Origin of the sequence: Luteolibacter sp. (assembly GCF_039920825.1) — a bacterium.
Taxonomy (GTDB): Bacteria; Verrucomicrobiota; Verrucomicrobiia; order Verrucomicrobiales; family Akkermansiaceae; genus Luteolibacter.
Window position 1 is genome coordinate 1 of record NZ_JBDSCX010000028.1, and the last position, 15,628, is coordinate 15,628.

The window sequence follows — 15,628 nt, forward strand, 5'->3', positions numbered from 1 at the left end:
CACTGCTTACTCCTCGCGCCCGCCTGAAATGGTGGTCGTAGTTCAATGGTAGAGCCCCAGATTGTGATTCTGGTTGTTGCGGGTTCGAGTCCCGTCGATCACCCCATCTTTCCCATCGGGACCTCAATGGAGGTTTGGAAGGGGGAGAAGGAACCTTAGTAGAACGACTGATGCAGCCGCTTGAGAGCAGGATTCATTACAAATTTCGCAATTCGCTGCTGTTAGCGGAAGCGTTGACCCATCCCAGCCTCGCTTACGAGTCGCAGAAACCGCATTTCGACAATCAGCGGATGGAATTTCTCGGCGATGCCGTGCTCCAGCTCATCGTCACGGAAGAGCTTTTCAAAATGTTCCCGGATTTCACCGAGGGACGTCTCACCAAACTCCGCTCCCGCGTCGTTTCGCGCCGGGCGCTCGCCCGGTTTGCCATGGCGATTCATCTCGGCGACTACGTGCTCCTTGGAAAAGGCGAAGAAGCCACCGGCGGTCGGCGGCGCCTGTCCACCTTGGCGGATGCCTTCGAGTCGCTGATCGGAGCGGTCTATCTGGACTCCGGTCCGAATCCGGCACGCGAATTGGTGCTGCGCCTCTTCGAATCCGAGATCGGCAACATGATCACCAGTCCCGAGGAGCGGAATCCGAAGGGCGAGCTCCAGGAATGTCTCCAAGCCATTCACCCGCAGGCGCCGGTTTACAAAGTCATCGGCGAAAGCGGCCCGGACCACCGCCGGGTGTTCCAATCCGAAGTTTCCTGGCAATCCATGGTCCTCGCGACGGGAAAAGGGAAGAGCAAGAAAGAAGCCGAAGCCCGCGCCGCGGCGGAAGCGCTGCGGGCCAGATTGTGGGAAAAGTGAACGGGTGAACCGGTTGTTCTAACGCTTTTTTGCCGCGCTCTTTTTTTCGTTGGCGGTCCCGCGACTGACAACGAACTCCGGTGGAATTCGTTGACTTGCCGAGGCCGGCCGCAAAGACTCACGACATCATCCGGAAAAGTTCTGCCGGCTCCATTTCACAAAGTCCCAAACCCATGTCCGCAACCCTCCGCGTTCTCTGCCTGCTAACCGCCGCCATTTTGCCGTTGTCCGCGCAAAAGGCGAAGCCTTCGGAAAAATCCGAAAAAGGGCTTACCGTGCGCCTCGTGGCCGACGAAGTCACGGAAGGTCAGGCGAAAGTCCTCATCCAAGTGGATGAAAAGAAATCCGAGCCGCTGGACCTGCCCGCCAATCGGCTTTCCGATCCCGTTCCGGTGACCGGCCGCTCGCTCGTCCTCAAGACCGCGGACGGTGGGACCGAACTCTGCACCGTCACGCTGCCCGAAGCTGGCAAGTCGTTCGCCGTGCTTCTCGCTTCGGAAAAGCCAGCCGGTTACGCCCCCTTCGTGGTCAGGACCGACGATCCTGCGTTCAAGGCCGGTGATGTGTTTTTCATCAACCGCACCGCCAAAGCCATGGTCATGAAACTCGGCGGCACCGACTTGGTCATCGAGCCGGGACAATTCGCCAAGTCGCGGCCCACCAACCCCGAGGACAAAGCCTATCACATCGTCATCAGCGAGCGCGACGAGACCGGCGAAAAGCTCGTCTCCTCCACCCGCTGGCCGGCCGGCGAGAATCTCCGCAGCTATATTTTTCTAACGACCGACGCCAAGGGGAAGACCACTTACCGCGCCGTGGACGAGTATCTCGAAGCCGGCAAGAGCAAGAAAAAGAGGCGCTGAGAATCCACGGGCAGGATATGCGGAATCTTTTCGACGATGGGTCGGCAGTCACAACCCGGAGGTCAAAGAACGAGGAGCGAAACTGGTGAAAATGTTACTATACGAGTCCTCACATGATAACATCCAATGACACCAGATTACATGCCTGCGTTTCACCTCAACCTGCGATGAAGCGCCTTGAATGACAGCGCTCCGGCGCTCGCTCCGCAAAAATCCGCGATCCAGTCGGGAAGGTCATTTCCACTGCGGCCGGGGACGAAACCCTGGTGGTACTCATCCATCCAGCCGACTAGCGCCATGACGATGACGGTGGTGACGATGATCGCAAGCCAGTTGGGATTTGCCGGGTTTCTCCGATAGAGCCAGGCGCTGAGCAGGCCAGCGCCGCCGAAGAAATAGCCGAAATGCTCGATTTTATCGAAGAAATCGATGGGTGGCATCGGGATGCCGGGATGGGTGCCGGACGAGAGCAACCACAGGACGCCGAACCAGAGCAGAAAAGCGCCCAGCCAGAATTTAGGGCTCCGTGGAAGCCGCGGCATGCTCAGAGCTTGCGCATTTCTTCCTCAAGCCGCTCGGCGAGCCACTGCTTCATCATCGACTGATAGTTGAGGAAGCGGGAGCGGGCGATGCGCTTGATCCGCGAAAGCATCCGTGGGTCGAAGCGGAGGGTGATGGTGGTGGATTCGCGGGAATCGGCCTCGTGGACCGAGGCGGCCATTAGCTTTCCATCCAGCTCGTTCGCCTCCCAGAAACGGGCTTCGGCGGCTTCATCTTCAAACTCGGGAATGTCGGTCCAGCGGGTGACGGCGTTCATGGGGATGCGAAAAGGGATGGATCAACGGAATTCCGCGTATTTGCGGTCGTAAAACTTCTGCTCGGCCTCGGACATCTCGCGGGCGGCAACGACGCGGTTCGTTTTTCCGTCGGTCCAGAAGGAGAAGAATAGATACCGGTCCGAAACCGTGCGACCCAACGCGTAGTAGCGGGAAGCGCCGTCGGAGCGCTCGTTGTCGGGAAGGAAACGTACGGAGAAAGGATCCTCGAAAGCTTCTTCAAGCTCACGGGGTTTGATGTTTCGAAGGTCGAATTGAACGTCGAGGAGGTCGAGTTCCATGGCGGGATTCTGCGGATGAGCGGGGAAAGTGCAACAAAGACTTTGGTGGATGTGACGGGGAAAACACACACCCGGCTAGAGGTCGTCACTCTTTCAGGCCGAGGCGGTCGAGATTGGCCTTTTTCCACTCGGCACCGAGTTCCTGAACGGTCTTGCCGGTCCACTCTTTCCAAAGGTCTTCCGAGTAGCCGTCGTGGGTGGCGAGGTTGAGCTTCCGCATGAGGTCCTTCTCGTAGTTCTTGATGACGTAGTCGAAGAAGTTGGCGGTGACGCGGTAGCTGGCGTCATAGTGGGATTGTTTGACGTTGCGAGCGGTGATGTCGGCACCGTGCTTCTCCGGCTCATAGAGGAACCAGCGGATGTAGTCGGCGACACCTTCGGTGACCCACGTCGGTGGGCGGCTCTTGCCGCGGCCACGGGGCTCGCCGCCGGCGCGCTCGCCAGCGAACTGGACGACGTGCACGGTTTCGTGAATGCCGGCACCGATGGCTTCACCTCCCGCCTGGTCCCGCATGAACTTGGTATTGAAGACGACGGAGTTTCCGCTGGCGTAGGCGGGGACGCCGCCCATTCCAGAGACACTGGTAATGTCCTTGAGGGTGAAAGTGATGTGGCTGGAGGGCTTCATTCCTTCCACGGGGATGATGTCGATGATCTTGGGATACCAGACATCGAGAACGGGGATGAGGTTCTTGGCTGCCCACTCCTGGAGGTCCGGAGCTTCGGTGGCGTCGAGGGTGTAGGTGTATTTGCCGTCCTTGGAGGCGAAATCCTGGGTGATCTTCTTCGGCTTCACGACGCGGACGAGTTCGGGCCCGGCGGCATCCGTGATATCGATCTCGCTGAAGAAGGTGTCGTTGAAACGGGGTTCCTTCGGATTCTTCTGAATGTCGAAAAGCACATAGCGGAAATTTCCGAGGGACTTGCCAGAGTCTGGTGAAATCGAAGCCGCATGCTGGCCGGGCTTGTTAGCGGTGGTGTCCACCTTCGCGATCAGATTCCAACCGCTCTTTTCGGGGTCAACGCCGGCACCCGGTTCCGGGACGAAATCCTTGGCCGTGCCATCCGCCGCATAGACCTGATAGAATTGGCCCGAGCGCGAACCGCTGTGCCACGAGTAGGAGGCGATCGTGGCGACATCCACGGCTTTTCCCAAATCCACGAGGATCCGTCCGCCGCCGGAGAAAAAGAAGTTGGAGGACGGTTCGTCGTCGGAGCGGGGGATTTTCCCGTCATTCAGCGCCGCCAGCGGGGCGCTGTTAGGATCCGGTGTTCCGGCGATGACCTTGAAAGTGGCGCCGGTGGCCGCGTCGTTGGACGCGGGGGGCGGGGTGGTTTTGGTTTCAAACGCCGTGTCTTCGGATGAGGAACCGATGCTGACCTTGGCGGGTGCGGCTTGCAAGGCGGCGAGGCCTGAGGCCAGTGGCAGGAGGATGGCGAGGGGGCTGAGTTTCATGGATTTTCGAATGGAGGTGTTCCCGCCGTATGAAGCGTGCCGGATCATGCCGGGTGAACGTCCATTATCGACACGAAATTTCGCATTTGTCTGAGAAGCGGTCTGAAAAGCCGGAACCTACCGAAAAGGGGAGGGGTAGATTTTTTAACTGCGGATGAACAGGCATGTAGTCATTCAAGTTTTTTCTTCATGCGGTGTTGGATTCGGCATGTTGGGTGATCTGGGTTTGAAGGTGGAGGACACAGGCGGCTAGGTTGGCAGGCAGGGAGAGTTCGGCGCGGAGCTTTTTGCCGAGAGTGACGGCGAGTTTTTGGAGCTTGGTGGCAAGGCTTTTGCCGGGTTCGAGTTCGACGGGCGCGTTGCCGGTGAGCAGATGCCAAACTTGGACGAGTAGTTTGCGGGCGACGGCCGTGACGGCGATGTTGCGCTGGCCTTTCCGGGCGAAGATCTTCCAGCCCCATGTGCCCAGCGCCGTTTCCCGGCCCATCCGCAGCACGGCGTGGGCACCCTGGATGAGCAGGTTGCGCATGTCCTTGCGGCCGTGCTTGCCGACGCCAAGCTTGACGTGTTTGCCGCGACCGCTTTCCCTCTGGCCGGGATTGAGCCCGATGTAGGCGACGAGTTTGGCCGGATTTTCGAAGCGCCGCACGTCGCCGATGATGGCTAGCAGGGCGAAGGCGTTGATCTGGCCGATGCCCAGCAGTTTCAGGCAACGCAGCATCAGCGGCTCGGCGCAGATCTGCCGGCCGATGAGCCGCAGCAGTCCCTTGCGGCGCGCGGTTTGGAAACGCAGGTTCTCATAGTAGCCGGCCAGCAGCTCGCGCTGGAGCACGGTCCACTCGCGCTGGCGCATCACCCAGGCTTCGGCGGCCTCGGTTTCGAGGCTCCGGTTGCCAGGGCGCACGGCGAATTGGTTGAGGTAGCCTTTGAGGGAGTTGGTGGCGGCGGTGCGGTCGACGACGCATTTGTTATAAGCATGGAGCAGTTCGCGGCGCTCGCGGGTGATGGCGTCGGGCTGCCAGACGCAGGGGGCGTTGCCCTGGAGATAGACCAGGGCGATGCGGGCGGCGGCGAGTTTGTCGTTGTCGGCGTAAGTTCTGGCGTGTTTGCCGACGTGGCAGCTTTCCATGACCACGGCGCGCAGGCCGAGGCCCTGCAAACGGCGGCAGATCTCGAAGCTGTTGGAACCGGCTTCCAGGAGGAAAAGGTCGTCGCGGGTGAACTCCCTGGCAGCCCAGTCGAGGAGCTTTTTCAGGCTCATGTCCGGGTGGCTGGAGAGTTTGCGGGCATCGTGCGGGGTGGTGCCCCGGAAGACCGCCGCGGTGAAGGTGTCCGGGTGGCAGTCCAGGCCGATGATCCTTCCTTTCGAAGGCGGCGGGGGAGCGAAATAGATCTCGGCTCCCTCCAACCGGCCTTCTCCGGGAGGTCTTTGTCTTTTTGGTTCTTCTTGTTGTTTTTTCATGGTCGATCTCCGATGGCCCGGTTAAGGGTGGAGGCAACCGGCGCGGGCGGCCGTTCTGTCAGGTCACGGACGGAAGGTTGCAGTCAGGCATTCGGGGTCTTGCGCCCCAGGATGGTGCTTTCCGCCAAGGTTCAGTCAGGATAGGGAGGAGTAACCTCATGTTCATCATCGAACCTTTGGACCTTCGGCCACCCATGCGTGTTGCAGCACTCACGGGTTCCGCGAGGGACGTTGAACTAACCATTGCGGTCTGCCCAGCGCCGGTTGCTGAATGACTTCATACCGTCAGGTTGGGCGCGGATGGAAGGGGATGAAATCGTGCGAATGATCCAATTTTTGATCGCTATCCGTGTTCCTCATCCGTGTGCATCGGCCTTGAAGAGGAATCATCCCGCAGACAAGATCGTTGTCAGAATGAATGGGTCGGGAAAGATATCTCAAATGAAGCCGCTCGCCAGATCGCTAACATTTCATCTGGTTGCCCCCTATTTGGCCCATCTGGCCCTTATTTTTCTACTGATTCGAAGTATTCCCGATGACGTAATGGTCTGGATATTCCTTTTCGGCGGCTTTTTCGTTCTGCTGGGTGCCGCTCTGGTGGCGATCCCGTTCGGAGCAGCTCATCTGATCCAAGCGCTCTACTTTGCCCCAGGCTGGCCAAGCGCAAGGCAGCAGTTCCTGATGGGGCTTCTGAACCCGTCCTTTGCCGCGATCACACTGGCGTTCGTCTTCCTCATGGCTCCAAGGCTGCTGTTCTAGGCGAAGTGCTAACAGACCGAAAGGTGGAACTCAAAGGGCGTGCCCCATGCGTGTCTTTTTCGTTTCGAGGTATTTCTCGTTGTCGGGATTCGCTTCCTGGCGGATGGGGAGCTGCTCGACGATTTCCAGTCCGTAGCCTTCGAGTCCGACGACTTTTTTCGGGTTGTTCGTGAGGAGCCGCATCTTGCGGACGCCGAGGTCGTGGAGGATTTGGGCACCCATGCCGTAGTCGCGGAGATCTGAGGCGAAGCCGAGTTTTTCGTTGGCTTCGATGGTGTCGTAGCCTTCCTCCTGTAGCTTGTAGGCGTGGATTTTCGCGGGCAGGCCGATGCCGCGGCCTTCCTGACGAAGATAGAGGAGCACGCCGCCTTCTTCGGAAATACGCTCAAGCGCGGCGGCGAGCTGGCCGCCGCAATCACAGCGGCGGGACTGGAAGACATCGCCGGTGAGGCATTCGGAATGGACCCGGACGAGTGTCGGCTGGTGGGGATCGATGATGCCTTTGGTTAGAGCCAGGTGATGGCTGGCGTCGGTATTGACGCGGTAGAGGTGGCAGTTGAACTGGCCGAAATCGGTGGGCAGCAGGATGGTTTGCTCGCGGTGCACCAGTTTTTCGGAACGCCGGCGGTATTCGATGAGCTGGGTGATGGTGCAGGCCTTGAGGCCGTGGCGCTTCTGATAGTCGCCGAGCTGGCCGACGCGGGCCATCGTGCCGTCGTCGTTCATGATTTCACAAATCACCGCAGCTTTCGGCAGTCCGGCGAGTCCGACGAGGTCGAGCGACGCCTCGGTGTGGCCCGCGCGGCGCAGCACGCCGTCGGCTACGGCTTGCAGCGGGAACACGTGGCCGGGATGGACAAATGCATCGGCCTTCACTCTCGAATCGGCTAACAGTTGGATCGTCAGCGCCCGATCCGCGGCGGAAATACCAGTGGTGATTCCATCCGCAGCATCGACGCTGACGGTGAACGCCGTCTTGTGGCCTTCCCGGTTGCGGCGGGTCATCTGCGGCAGTTCGAGTTCTTCGGCACGCTCGGCGGTGAGTGGCGCGCAGATCAGCCCGCGGGCGTGGACGGCCATGAAATTGACCATTTCCGGAGTGCAGAGCGACGCCGCGCCGACGAGGTCCGCTTCGTTCTCGCGCGATGGATCATCGGCGACGATGACCATTCGGCCGGCGGCGATTTCCGCGATGATTTCCGGGATGAGGCTGAATGTGAGCGATGGGTCTGACATGATGAAATGGGAAAACGGCGGGACGACAGCCTCAGTTCAGCGAGGGATCGTCCGGAGCCTCGGCGAGGATGCGGTGGAGCGGGGAAACCTGGCGCAGCAGCTCTGACCAGAGTCTGCGGTCGTGGTCCAGGCCTAGCAGATCGGGCTGCGGCCGGGCGGCGATCCACGAGCTGCGGCGGAGTTCGTTTTCCAACTGCCCGGCGGTCCATCCGGAATATCCGACGAACGCCCGGACGATCCGACCCGGCCGATGCGCGTGCTCCACGGCGTCTGCCGCGGAAATCCGGAGCTTCCAGCGCAGGCCGAGTTTTTTGCTCCACCAGAACGAGGAAAACGTCAGTTGATCGCGGGCAACCGGGCCGCCTTCATGCACGGCCAACTGCCGCAGCGGGGCGAACGCGTCGTCTTCCAGCAAGTCCCCAACGGTTTTTCCCGTAGGGTGATTCAGGATCAAGCCGAACGCGCCCTCGTCCGAATTATGCTCGGCGAGGAGGATCACCGATCGGTTGAAAATGCCATCCCGCAACGACGGATCGGCCAAAAGCAGCTGTCCTTGGAGCTGGATTGGTGAGTCAGGCATGGAGGGATTGTCGGCCACGGCGGAATCCTAATACCGCCATCCGCGTTCGCCAACCGCTGAATTTCCGGGTTGCCGATGCGCCGGTTGAGCCGGGCTTTGGGATTGCGCTCCGGAGCCGAACGCGGAGGATGCCGCTTGGATTATGGAAACCCGACAAAAGATGGAAACCCGCATCGAGCTGGCGGAGGACCGGTTCATTCTGCCATTGCTCTACCCGGAAAAAAGGCCGCTCCGCGCCGCCATGTGGGAGGCGCCGGGGGAGCCGGTGATCTATCAGGACGCGGTTCGACAAGAATTCGCCGAGGTGGCCGAAGGCGTCGCATGGGGCAGGGAATGGGGGACGGCGTGGTTCCGGTTCCGCGGAGAAATCCCCGCGGCATGGACCGGCAGGGAAGTGGTGGCGCTGGTGGATCTGAGTTTTGAAAATGAGGAAGGATTTGGCCGCGAGGGTCAGGTGTGGATGGATGGAAAACCGGTGATCGCCGTGAGCCGTTATCGGTCGGCGATCCCGCTGGCCGCTGGCGGGGCCGTGGATTTTTTCGTAGAAGCCTCCGCGAATCCGTCATCGGAATGGCATTGGGATAATGGCAATCGCAACGATCCCGATGAACGTCTGTTTCGCCTTCGGGAAGCGAAGCTGGCAGTTTTCGATCGCGAGGTCTTTTCGTTCCTGATGGATTTTCGAGTCTGCCGCGAAGCGATGTTGGAGCTTCCTGCGGACGGCACGCGGCGGGCGCGCCTGTTGCGGGGACTGGACAAGGCATGCCGCCTGATGGAGCGGGGCAATCGCGAATGGCTGAAAGCGGCGAGTGAAATTCTCACGCCTCTGTTAGCTTCGAAAAATGGCGACACGGTTCATCGCATCACAGCGACCGGACACGCCCACATCGACACCGCCTGGTGCTGGCCGCTGCGCGAGACGATCCGCAAGTGCGCCCGGACGTTTTCGACGGCGCTGGCCTACATGGCGCTTCATCCGGACTACAAGTTCAGTTGCTCGCAACCCGTCCAGTATCTTTGGATGAAGGCGCACTATCCCTCGATTTTCGAAGGCATCCGCGAGGCGGTGAAACGCGGCCAGTGGGAGCCTATCGGCAGCATGTGGGTGGAGCCGGACTGCAATGTACCATCGGGCGAATCGCTGGTCCGGCAATTGATCCACGGCAAGGAATTCTTCGAGCGCGAGTTCGGCGTGACCACGCGCGACCTGTGGTTGCCGGATGTTTTCGGCTACTCCGCCGCGCTGCCGCAAATCCTCGCGAAGGCCGGGGTGGATCGTTTCCTAACACAGAAAATTTCCTGGAACGACACCAACCGTTTTCCGCATCACACGTTCCTGTGGGAGGGCATCGACGGCACCCGCGTCTTCAGTCATTTCCCGCCGGTGAACACCTACAACGCGCGGGTGCAGGCCAAGGAACTCGCGAAGGCCGAGCGGCAGTTCGCGCAGAAGGACCGCGCCTCGCGCTCGCTGATGCCCTACGGCTACGGCGACGGTGGCGGCGGACCGACGGTGGAAATGATCGAGCGCATCCGGCGCTGGGAAAATTTCGAAGGGATGCCGACGGTTGAATTTGGCACCGTGAACGGATTCTTCGATGCCGCCGAGGCCGACATCGAGGATCCGCCGGTGTGGCGGGGTGAGTTGTATCTCGAACTCCATCGCGGCACCTACACAAGCCAGGCGCATAACAAATGGATGAACCGTCGTTGCGAGTTGTTGCTGCGGGACGCGGAGTTTTTCGACGCGATCACATCTGTGCTCAGTCCCGGCGAACTGTTGGACTCGGATCCGTTTCCCCAGCGGACGGTTTGGGACGTGCCGGGTCATTCACCCGCGAAGGAAACCTCGCTAACAGCGATGGCGCTGGATCGCGCATGGAAACTTCTCCTGCTGAATCAATTTCACGACATCCTCCCCGGCTCGTCGATCGGCCGGGTCTATCAGGAAAGCCGCCGGGACTACGAGGTCATCGAGACGATCGCCCTCGCGGTGAGGAATGCCGGCATCCGCCGCCTGCTGGATGATGGCGAAGCATTCACGGTCTTCAACACGCTGGCCCAAGCGCGTTCCGAAGTGATCGACTGCGACGGCGTTCCTGTTCGGGTGGAAGTTCCGTCCTGCGGCTATGTAACCATTTTAAATCCAACCCACGACGTGATGCCGGTCGAAGTGCGGGAAACGTCGGATGGCTGGCGGGTGGAGAACGGGCTGGTCGCCATGGAGATCGCGGCGAACGGAGTGATTTCTTCGGTGGTGGACTTGCGGGTCGGGCGTGAAACTCTTTCCGGTCCCTCGAACGAATTTCATCTGCTGCGCGACTATCCGAATCGTTGGAGTGCTTGGGACATCGAGGCATCGGCGATGGAGGATTTTGAAATCGTCGGCAACGATGCGCAGGGTCGTCTGCTGGAGAGCGGGCCGTTGAGGGTCGTGCTTGAGTTTGTCCGCGCGTTCGGGAAATCGCTGATCACCCAACGCGTTGTTCTAACTGCCGGCAGTGCGCGGATCGACTTCGACACCACCGTGGATTGGCAGGAACGCGACCATGTGCTCAAGGTCTCGTTTCCACTCGCGATCCAGACCGACTTCGCGACTTGTGAAATCCAATCCGGCCACGTCCGCCGCCCCGTGCATCGGAACACCGGTTGGGACGCGGCGAGGTTTGAAATTTCGATCCAACGCTGGATTGACCTCGCTGAAACCGACTACGGCGTGGCACTCCTCAATAACGGCACTTTCGGTTGTGACGTGCTCGGCAACCGGATCCGCCTCACGCTGCTCAAATCCGCCAGTGCCCCCGATCCCACTGCCGACATCGGTGTCCATCGCCGGACTTTCAGCCTGTTTCCGCACTCGGGAAATACTCTGCAAGGCGGAGTGGTCGAAGCGGCGCTCGCGCTCAATGTTCCGCTGCTGGTGGGCAAAGGTAATCTGAAAGGACCCGGAAGTCATTCGTGGCTATCGGTCGATCAACCTGGAATCACACTCGAAGCGTTCAAGCGTTCCGAGGACGGCCGTGACTTGATCCTGCGTCTGTTGGAAGCGGGAGGCCGCAGGACACCCATGGAGGTGTCGTCGGATCTGGGCGATCTCACATTGGAAGAAACGGACTTGCTGGAACGACCGGTAACAGGAACCGGGGAATTCCGTGCATTCGATATCAGGACATTCCGAATGATCGTAAACCCTCGACTTGGAAAATGAACTATTTCGCACGAATCGGTGAGAGGCTTGTTTTCAAGCTGATGGGCTATGGAATCCTCTTGCACGCGTTTTTTTGCATTAACGCGATCACCATGTTGATTGCAGCCCCGTTTGTGGTTGTGGACCTTGTCGAGGACATCCACCTCACGGACAAGCTGATGACAGAGGCACAGGTGATTTCAGTGCCCTTGGTCAATCGCAAGGACGAGCGCAGGGATTCCCAAACGGGCAAGTATTTGTGCTATGTGGAACTTCCGAATCCGGATGAGGGTATCCCGGTGGCCACTCAGTATCTTCGCCAGGATGCCCCGGCGGGATTGGATTCGCTACAAATCTACGTTCACCCTGCGCTGATTGGTCCTTCTGTGATCCTTCCGAGGATCATCGAGGTTCCAGCCGATCAAACCTGGAAATCCGTATTCCAAGCCGTCAGAGGTCGATCCATCATCTCAGCGGTTCTGATCTTGTGCCTTCTGTTGATCCTTTGGCTCATCACCACCTATATTGCCATCCGGGGATATTTTTTCATCAAAAACGGACCCAGGAAAAGGCCCCGCTAGATCAGCCGTCACCACTCGGGCGATTTCAATCGAACTTGCACGGAAACTGCAAATGGCGAGACTCGAACAATGAATGATTTTCTGGATCCCAAGCGGACGGTGGCGGAGCTGAAGGAGCTGCGGGCATTGACTGGCGATGACGACGGCGCTCAGCGTGTCGCCTTCACCGAAACCTGGGCGAAAGCTCGGAAATGGATGGAGGGAAAAATGGCCGAACTGCCGGTGGAGGCGCACAAGGATGCGGCGGGAAATTCCTGGTTCACGCTGAAGGGGACTTCGGAGAAATCGCTGCTCATCGGCGGGCACATCGACTCCGTCCCTAACGGCGGTTGGCTCGATGGCTGCCTGAACGTGGTCGCCGGCGTGGAAGTGATGCGGCGGATTTGCTCCGAGTATGGCGGCAATCCGCCGGTGACGGTGCGGGTGGTGGATTGGGCGGACGAGGAAGGCGCGCGCTTCGGGAAGAGCCTGTTCGGGTCAGCGGCGTTTTCCGGAAATCTGGATCTCGACGAGGCGCGTGTGCTCAAGGATAAGGACGGGATTTCATTACCGGATGCGGTAGCGGGATACGGCATTGATTTTGAAAAAGTGAAGGATGCGGGGATCGAGGCGAAAAATGCCGCGGCCTATCTGGAACTGCACATCGAGCAAGGACCGGTGTTGCTGGATATGGATCTTCCGTTAGGCGCGGTGCTCGGAACATTCGGGGTCGAGCGCCATGCCATCACGTTCCGCGGGCAAGCGGCGCATTCGGGAAGCACGCCGATGAACCGCCGCAAGGATGCGTTTCTAGCAGCGGCTCGGATGGCTCCCGAGATTTATGATATCACCGGCCGGCACGGCGGCGTGTGCACGATCGGTTCTTGTGTCACCAAGCCGGGGATCGTGACGAGCGTCGTCGCGGAATGCCGGATCACGCTGGACCAGCGGCACCTCGATGCGGAGTCGCTGGCGCAGATGTTAGGTGAGGCGAAATCAGCCAGCGAGCGTTACGCGGCGGACGGTGGCGTGACGGTGGAATGGGAGCGCCTGTGGCAAATCGAGCCGGTGCTTTTCAACCCCGAGCTGATCGATTTTTGCGACGCCGCGATCCTGGAAACCTGCGGAGTTTCCCATCGTCTGCCGTCTGGCCCGTTGCATGACGCGGCGGAGGTCTCACGCGCCGGGATTCCAACGGTGATGCTGTTCGTTCAAAGCCTCCACGGCATAAGCCACAACAAGATCGAAGACACGCGGGAGGATCACTTGGAGCTCTGCGTGAAGGCGCTCGACTGTCTGGCGAGCAAGACGATGGAGTGGATCTTGCGTGACGAATGATCAGGAAACGACCGCGTTGGACAGCGTCCGCATGAGGCCATCCTGATTCCAGAAATCCCGTCCGCCGACGACTTGCCCGTTCTTCGTGTGAAGCCAGGTTACTCCTCTGAATGAAACCTCCTGACCGGTGGCCGCCATTCCCAAACCGGGGCCGGTGTGCGTGCCTTTTGCCGTCCAGTGGACGCAGACATCGTCTTCATCCGCCAGCGAATCGACGACTTCGATGTGGATGTCCGGGATGGCTTCGAGAAACGCCGATTGAAATGCTGCGAACGCATCCGGGCCAACGATTTCCTGTCCGCCTTCCAGATAACCGACGGCGTCGGGTGCCATCAATTCGTGGAGTTTCGCACGGTCCCTCAGGTTCCAGACATGTTCGAACCACAGATGGCCGATTTCTTTGGCGGTGGGAGTTGTATTCATGATGAAATTTGATGTTAGGAATTGACCGTCACCTCACCGCCGTTCGCGAGCCAGCGGGCGCACCCGGCTCCGAGTTCCGTTTCCGCGCGTTTTTCGTAGTCCGCACATTCCTCTTCGGTCAGGCAGTCGCGCCAGCGACCGTTGACTCCCTTGTTGATGAAGACCTCCGCTCCCGCGTCCCAGAACGCGCCACCTAACGGAACGGTCTTGGTGGCGTTCTTCTTCATCCAGTCGAACGAGCATTGTTCGAGGATGGCTTCCCAGCGGGCCTCATTGATCGGTATCTCCAGAAAGGCGGCGATCCGGCGGATTTCGGCGGGCATGTCCTGTTTGAGATCGGCGAAGTGGATGAACATGACGTTCGGCAGATGGCGGATGTCCCACCAGCTCCGGATGTTTTCCCAGTAGGGCCAGAACGGAAAGCCGTCTCGGTCCATCCAGTTCCGCCAGTAATCCCTGATATCCGCGGGGGCCGGTCCGATGGGTGGGCCGACGCGTCCCGGCGTATCGTTCAACGCCTCATACCACAAGTGGTTGGCGTTGGAGTGGTGGTTATAAAGGCTCCAAACCACATCGCGCCCGTCACGTCCGATGTAAACATATTTGGCTTTCGGAGAAAAACGGAGCGCGTCCACCGACAGGTGTGTCTTGATGAAACGGCGGTGGGTCTGCTCCTCGACGAGCGGCAGTTTCACTTCCTTCGGTGGAACCCGCAGGTCGAGCCACGGCGACATTTCCGCGACTGATAGATCCGGATCCCCATCGAAAATGAGTTGCGCGATAATCTGCTGCGTCCAGGTGGTGCCGGACTTGGCGTAGGTCGCGATGATGATGTCGTCGTCGCGGAATTTCAAATCGTCCCAAATCGTCGAGTCGAAATGATGGGTGTGGACATCACGGGTTTTCTCTGGCCAATCGATGTTCTGATTCATGGTTTTTGAAATGAGCTTCAGTGGAATCGCACTTGGATCTATAGGGAATTCAGCGATGGGTCAACGTCTCTGGTGACCACGTTTTGAATTGACTCGCCGGTGCCGTTACCTCAATCTCCACGGTTGATGAAAACGCTCATTAAATTCATAGTTTTACCGGCGTTTTTGTTCCTGACACCCCTCGCATGCGCCTCGCTTTACGAGGGGAGTTGGAAGAACAAGACGTTCGGCTCCACCGGTGCCCTGACGATTGATCTGACGATCAAGAATTCACGCGCATCCGGCAGTTTCGACCTGGATGGCCCGGTCTTCGGCGGTCTTAACCCGCCGGCGATTCCCTTCGACTTCCCGGTGAAGGCGAATGGCTCGGGCAAGATCAAGGTAAACGGCACGATCATGGGGGATTTCAATGGAACCATCGATGAAGACGGAAATTTCTCGGTTACCATCACCAACATTCCCGGCGCGCTCACCGAAGCCCGTATCAATGGCGTGTTCGACATCAAGCTGGAAAAACTCACCGCGGACTACGTGGTCGACAATGCGGGCGGCCCCTATGCGAACGGTGTCGTAGAGGCGCACGTGCACAAGGCTCCGATCGTGAATGTGGCAAAGACCGTCAACGTCACCGGGACGACCGGAAAAGTTCAGGCGAAGGTGGTCACCAACACCACGATCAAAAACATCAAGGCCAGCACCACCGGCATCGGCAACATCACGATTGCGGGCAAGAATCCCTATCAGATCACGGTAAAAAACCTGACCGTTGGAACGACCCCTGTCAAAATTACCGTCACCAACAACGACGGATTGAGCACCACGAAAACCGTGAAATTCATCAGGTAGCCCCGCGCCAAAAAT

At 59.3% G+C, this 15,628-nt stretch carries 16 protein-coding genes and 1 tRNA gene; 8 read left to right on the forward strand and 9 right to left on the reverse strand.

All coding sequences use genetic code 11. The features are described from left to right. Positions 1–31: 31 nt before the first annotated feature. The 3 genes from ABIQ96_RS06935 to ABIQ96_RS06945 all read left to right on the forward strand — a co-directional run bounded on the left by ABIQ96_RS06935 (position 32) and on the right by ABIQ96_RS06945 (position 1,717). Positions 32–106 (forward strand) — tRNA-His (locus ABIQ96_RS06935). 64 nt (positions 107–170) lie between these two features. Continuing rightward, positions 171–854: a ribonuclease III gene (rnc, locus tag ABIQ96_RS06940; RefSeq protein ID WP_348213839.1), complete on the forward strand. Its 684-nt coding sequence runs from the start codon at positions 171–173 to the stop codon at positions 852–854. Between the two features lie 173 nt (positions 855–1,027). Beyond that, the gene (locus ABIQ96_RS06945) at positions 1,028–1,717 is read left to right on the forward strand and encodes a hypothetical protein (RefSeq protein ID WP_348213840.1); all 690 of its coding nucleotides are present in this window, start codon (positions 1,028–1,030) and stop codon (positions 1,715–1,717) included. 152 nt (positions 1,718–1,869) lie between these two features. Here the strand turns inward: ABIQ96_RS06945 and ABIQ96_RS06950 are convergent, their stop codons facing one another. From ABIQ96_RS06950 to ABIQ96_RS06970, 5 genes are all read right to left on the reverse strand, one after another. Next, complete coding sequence (locus ABIQ96_RS06950; RefSeq protein ID WP_348213841.1) at positions 1,870–2,259, reverse strand: VanZ family protein; 390 nt, start codon at positions 2,257–2,259, stop codon at positions 1,870–1,872. A 2-nt stretch (positions 2,260–2,261) separates the two neighbouring features. Continuing rightward, entirely contained in the window at positions 2,262–2,534 is a 273-nt protein-coding gene (locus ABIQ96_RS06955; protein WP_348213842.1) for a CopG family antitoxin, read from the reverse strand. Between the two features lie 21 nt (positions 2,535–2,555). Beyond that, entirely contained in the window at positions 2,556–2,834 is a 279-nt protein-coding gene (locus ABIQ96_RS06960) for a BrnT family toxin (protein ID WP_348213843.1), read from the reverse strand. A gap of 85 nt (positions 2,835–2,919) precedes the next feature. Further along, positions 2,920–4,290 carry a basic secretory protein-like protein gene (locus ABIQ96_RS06965; RefSeq protein WP_348213844.1) on the reverse strand — a complete coding sequence of 457 codons (1,371 nt, stop codon included), beginning with the start codon at positions 4,288–4,290 and terminating at the stop codon, positions 2,920–2,922. A gap of 187 nt (positions 4,291–4,477) precedes the next feature. Continuing rightward, positions 4,478–5,752, reverse strand: a complete 1,275-nt coding sequence (locus ABIQ96_RS06970; protein WP_348213845.1) for an IS110 family transposase — start codon at positions 5,750–5,752, stop codon at positions 4,478–4,480. 441 nt (positions 5,753–6,193) lie between these two features. On the opposite strand from ABIQ96_RS06970, the gene ABIQ96_RS06975 reads away from it, so the two are divergent. Then, positions 6,194–6,511: a hypothetical protein gene (locus tag ABIQ96_RS06975; RefSeq protein WP_348213846.1), complete on the forward strand. Its 318-nt coding sequence runs from the start codon at positions 6,194–6,196 to the stop codon at positions 6,509–6,511. Positions 6,512–6,541: 30 nt separating this feature from the next. Here ABIQ96_RS06975 and ABIQ96_RS06980 read toward each other — a convergent pair whose 3' ends face one another. Beyond that, positions 6,542–7,747, reverse strand: a complete 1,206-nt coding sequence (locus ABIQ96_RS06980; RefSeq protein ID WP_348213847.1) for a bifunctional 3,4-dihydroxy-2-butanone-4-phosphate synthase/GTP cyclohydrolase II — start codon at positions 7,745–7,747, stop codon at positions 6,542–6,544. A gap of 31 nt (positions 7,748–7,778) precedes the next feature. Continuing rightward, positions 7,779–8,327, reverse strand: coding sequence for a YqgE/AlgH family protein (locus ABIQ96_RS06985; RefSeq protein WP_348213848.1), 549 nt, complete (start codon positions 8,325–8,327; stop codon positions 7,779–7,781). A gap of 142 nt (positions 8,328–8,469) precedes the next feature. Between ABIQ96_RS06985 and ABIQ96_RS06990 the strand changes: the two genes are divergently transcribed. From ABIQ96_RS06990 to ABIQ96_RS07000, 3 genes are all read left to right on the forward strand, one after another. Further along, on the forward strand, positions 8,470–11,535 hold the full coding sequence (locus ABIQ96_RS06990) for a glycoside hydrolase family 38 C-terminal domain-containing protein (RefSeq protein ID WP_348213849.1): 3,066 nt from the start codon (positions 8,470–8,472) through the stop codon (positions 11,533–11,535). Positions 11,536–11,627: 92 nt separating this feature from the next. Next, positions 11,628–12,095 carry a hypothetical protein gene (locus ABIQ96_RS06995; RefSeq protein ID WP_348213850.1) on the forward strand — a complete coding sequence of 156 codons (468 nt, stop codon included), beginning with the start codon at positions 11,628–11,630 and terminating at the stop codon, positions 12,093–12,095. A 69-nt stretch (positions 12,096–12,164) separates the two neighbouring features. Beyond that, the gene (locus tag ABIQ96_RS07000; RefSeq protein WP_348213851.1) at positions 12,165–13,412 is read left to right on the forward strand and encodes a Zn-dependent hydrolase; all 1,248 of its coding nucleotides are present in this window, start codon (positions 12,165–12,167) and stop codon (positions 13,410–13,412) included. Here ABIQ96_RS07000 and ABIQ96_RS07005 read toward each other — a convergent pair whose 3' ends face one another. Both ABIQ96_RS07005 and ABIQ96_RS07010 read right to left on the reverse strand, forming a co-directional pair. Beyond that, positions 13,413–13,835, reverse strand: coding sequence for an ester cyclase (locus ABIQ96_RS07005; RefSeq protein ID WP_348213852.1), 423 nt, complete (start codon positions 13,833–13,835; stop codon positions 13,413–13,415). It lies immediately after the preceding gene. 14 nt (positions 13,836–13,849) lie between these two features. Continuing rightward, a complete protein-coding gene (locus ABIQ96_RS07010) occupies positions 13,850–14,767 on the reverse strand; it encodes a sulfotransferase domain-containing protein (protein ID WP_348213853.1) in 918 nt (305 codons plus the stop codon). Positions 14,768–14,893: 126 nt separating this feature from the next. Between ABIQ96_RS07010 and ABIQ96_RS07015 the strand changes: the two genes are divergently transcribed. Next, complete coding sequence (locus ABIQ96_RS07015) at positions 14,894–15,613, forward strand: hypothetical protein (protein ID WP_348213854.1); 720 nt, start codon at positions 14,894–14,896, stop codon at positions 15,611–15,613. Positions 15,614–15,628: the final 15 nt, after the last annotated feature.

Bases quoted from the DNA above. Each gene is read 5' to 3' on its own strand.
- rnc (WP_348213839.1), top strand. From the start codon at position 171: ATGCAGCCGCTTGAGAGCAGGATTCATTACAAATTTCGCAATTCGCTG.
- ABIQ96_RS06945 (WP_348213840.1), top strand. From the start codon at position 1,028: ATGTCCGCAACCCTCCGCGTTCTCTGCCTGCTAACCGCCGCCATTTTG.
- ABIQ96_RS06950 (WP_348213841.1), bottom strand. From the start codon at position 2,259: ATGCCGCGGCTTCCACGGAGCCCTAAATTCTGGCTGGGCGCTTTTCTG.
- ABIQ96_RS06955 (WP_348213842.1), bottom strand. From the start codon at position 2,534: ATGAACGCCGTCACCCGCTGGACCGACATTCCCGAGTTTGAAGATGAA.
- ABIQ96_RS06960 (WP_348213843.1), bottom strand. From the start codon at position 2,834: ATGGAACTCGACCTCCTCGACGTTCAATTCGACCTTCGAAACATCAAA.
- ABIQ96_RS06965 (WP_348213844.1), bottom strand. From the start codon at position 4,290: ATGAAACTCAGCCCCCTCGCCATCCTCCTGCCACTGGCCTCAGGCCTC.
- ABIQ96_RS06970 (WP_348213845.1), bottom strand. From the start codon at position 5,752: ATGAAAAAACAACAAGAAGAACCAAAAAGACAAAGACCTCCCGGAGAA.
- ABIQ96_RS06975 (WP_348213846.1), top strand. From the start codon at position 6,194: ATGAAGCCGCTCGCCAGATCGCTAACATTTCATCTGGTTGCCCCCTAT.
- ABIQ96_RS06980 (WP_348213847.1), bottom strand. From the start codon at position 7,747: ATGTCAGACCCATCGCTCACATTCAGCCTCATCCCGGAAATCATCGCG.
- ABIQ96_RS06985 (WP_348213848.1), bottom strand. From the start codon at position 8,327: ATGCCTGACTCACCAATCCAGCTCCAAGGACAGCTGCTTTTGGCCGAT.
- ABIQ96_RS06990 (WP_348213849.1), top strand. From the start codon at position 8,470: ATGGAAACCCGACAAAAGATGGAAACCCGCATCGAGCTGGCGGAGGAC.
- ABIQ96_RS06995 (WP_348213850.1), top strand. From the start codon at position 11,628: ATGTTGATTGCAGCCCCGTTTGTGGTTGTGGACCTTGTCGAGGACATC.
- ABIQ96_RS07000 (WP_348213851.1), top strand. From the start codon at position 12,165: ATGAATGATTTTCTGGATCCCAAGCGGACGGTGGCGGAGCTGAAGGAG.
- ABIQ96_RS07005 (WP_348213852.1), bottom strand. From the start codon at position 13,835: ATGAATACAACTCCCACCGCCAAAGAAATCGGCCATCTGTGGTTCGAA.
- ABIQ96_RS07010 (WP_348213853.1), bottom strand. From the start codon at position 14,767: ATGAATCAGAACATCGATTGGCCAGAGAAAACCCGTGATGTCCACACC.
- ABIQ96_RS07015 (WP_348213854.1), top strand. From the start codon at position 14,894: ATGAAAACGCTCATTAAATTCATAGTTTTACCGGCGTTTTTGTTCCTG.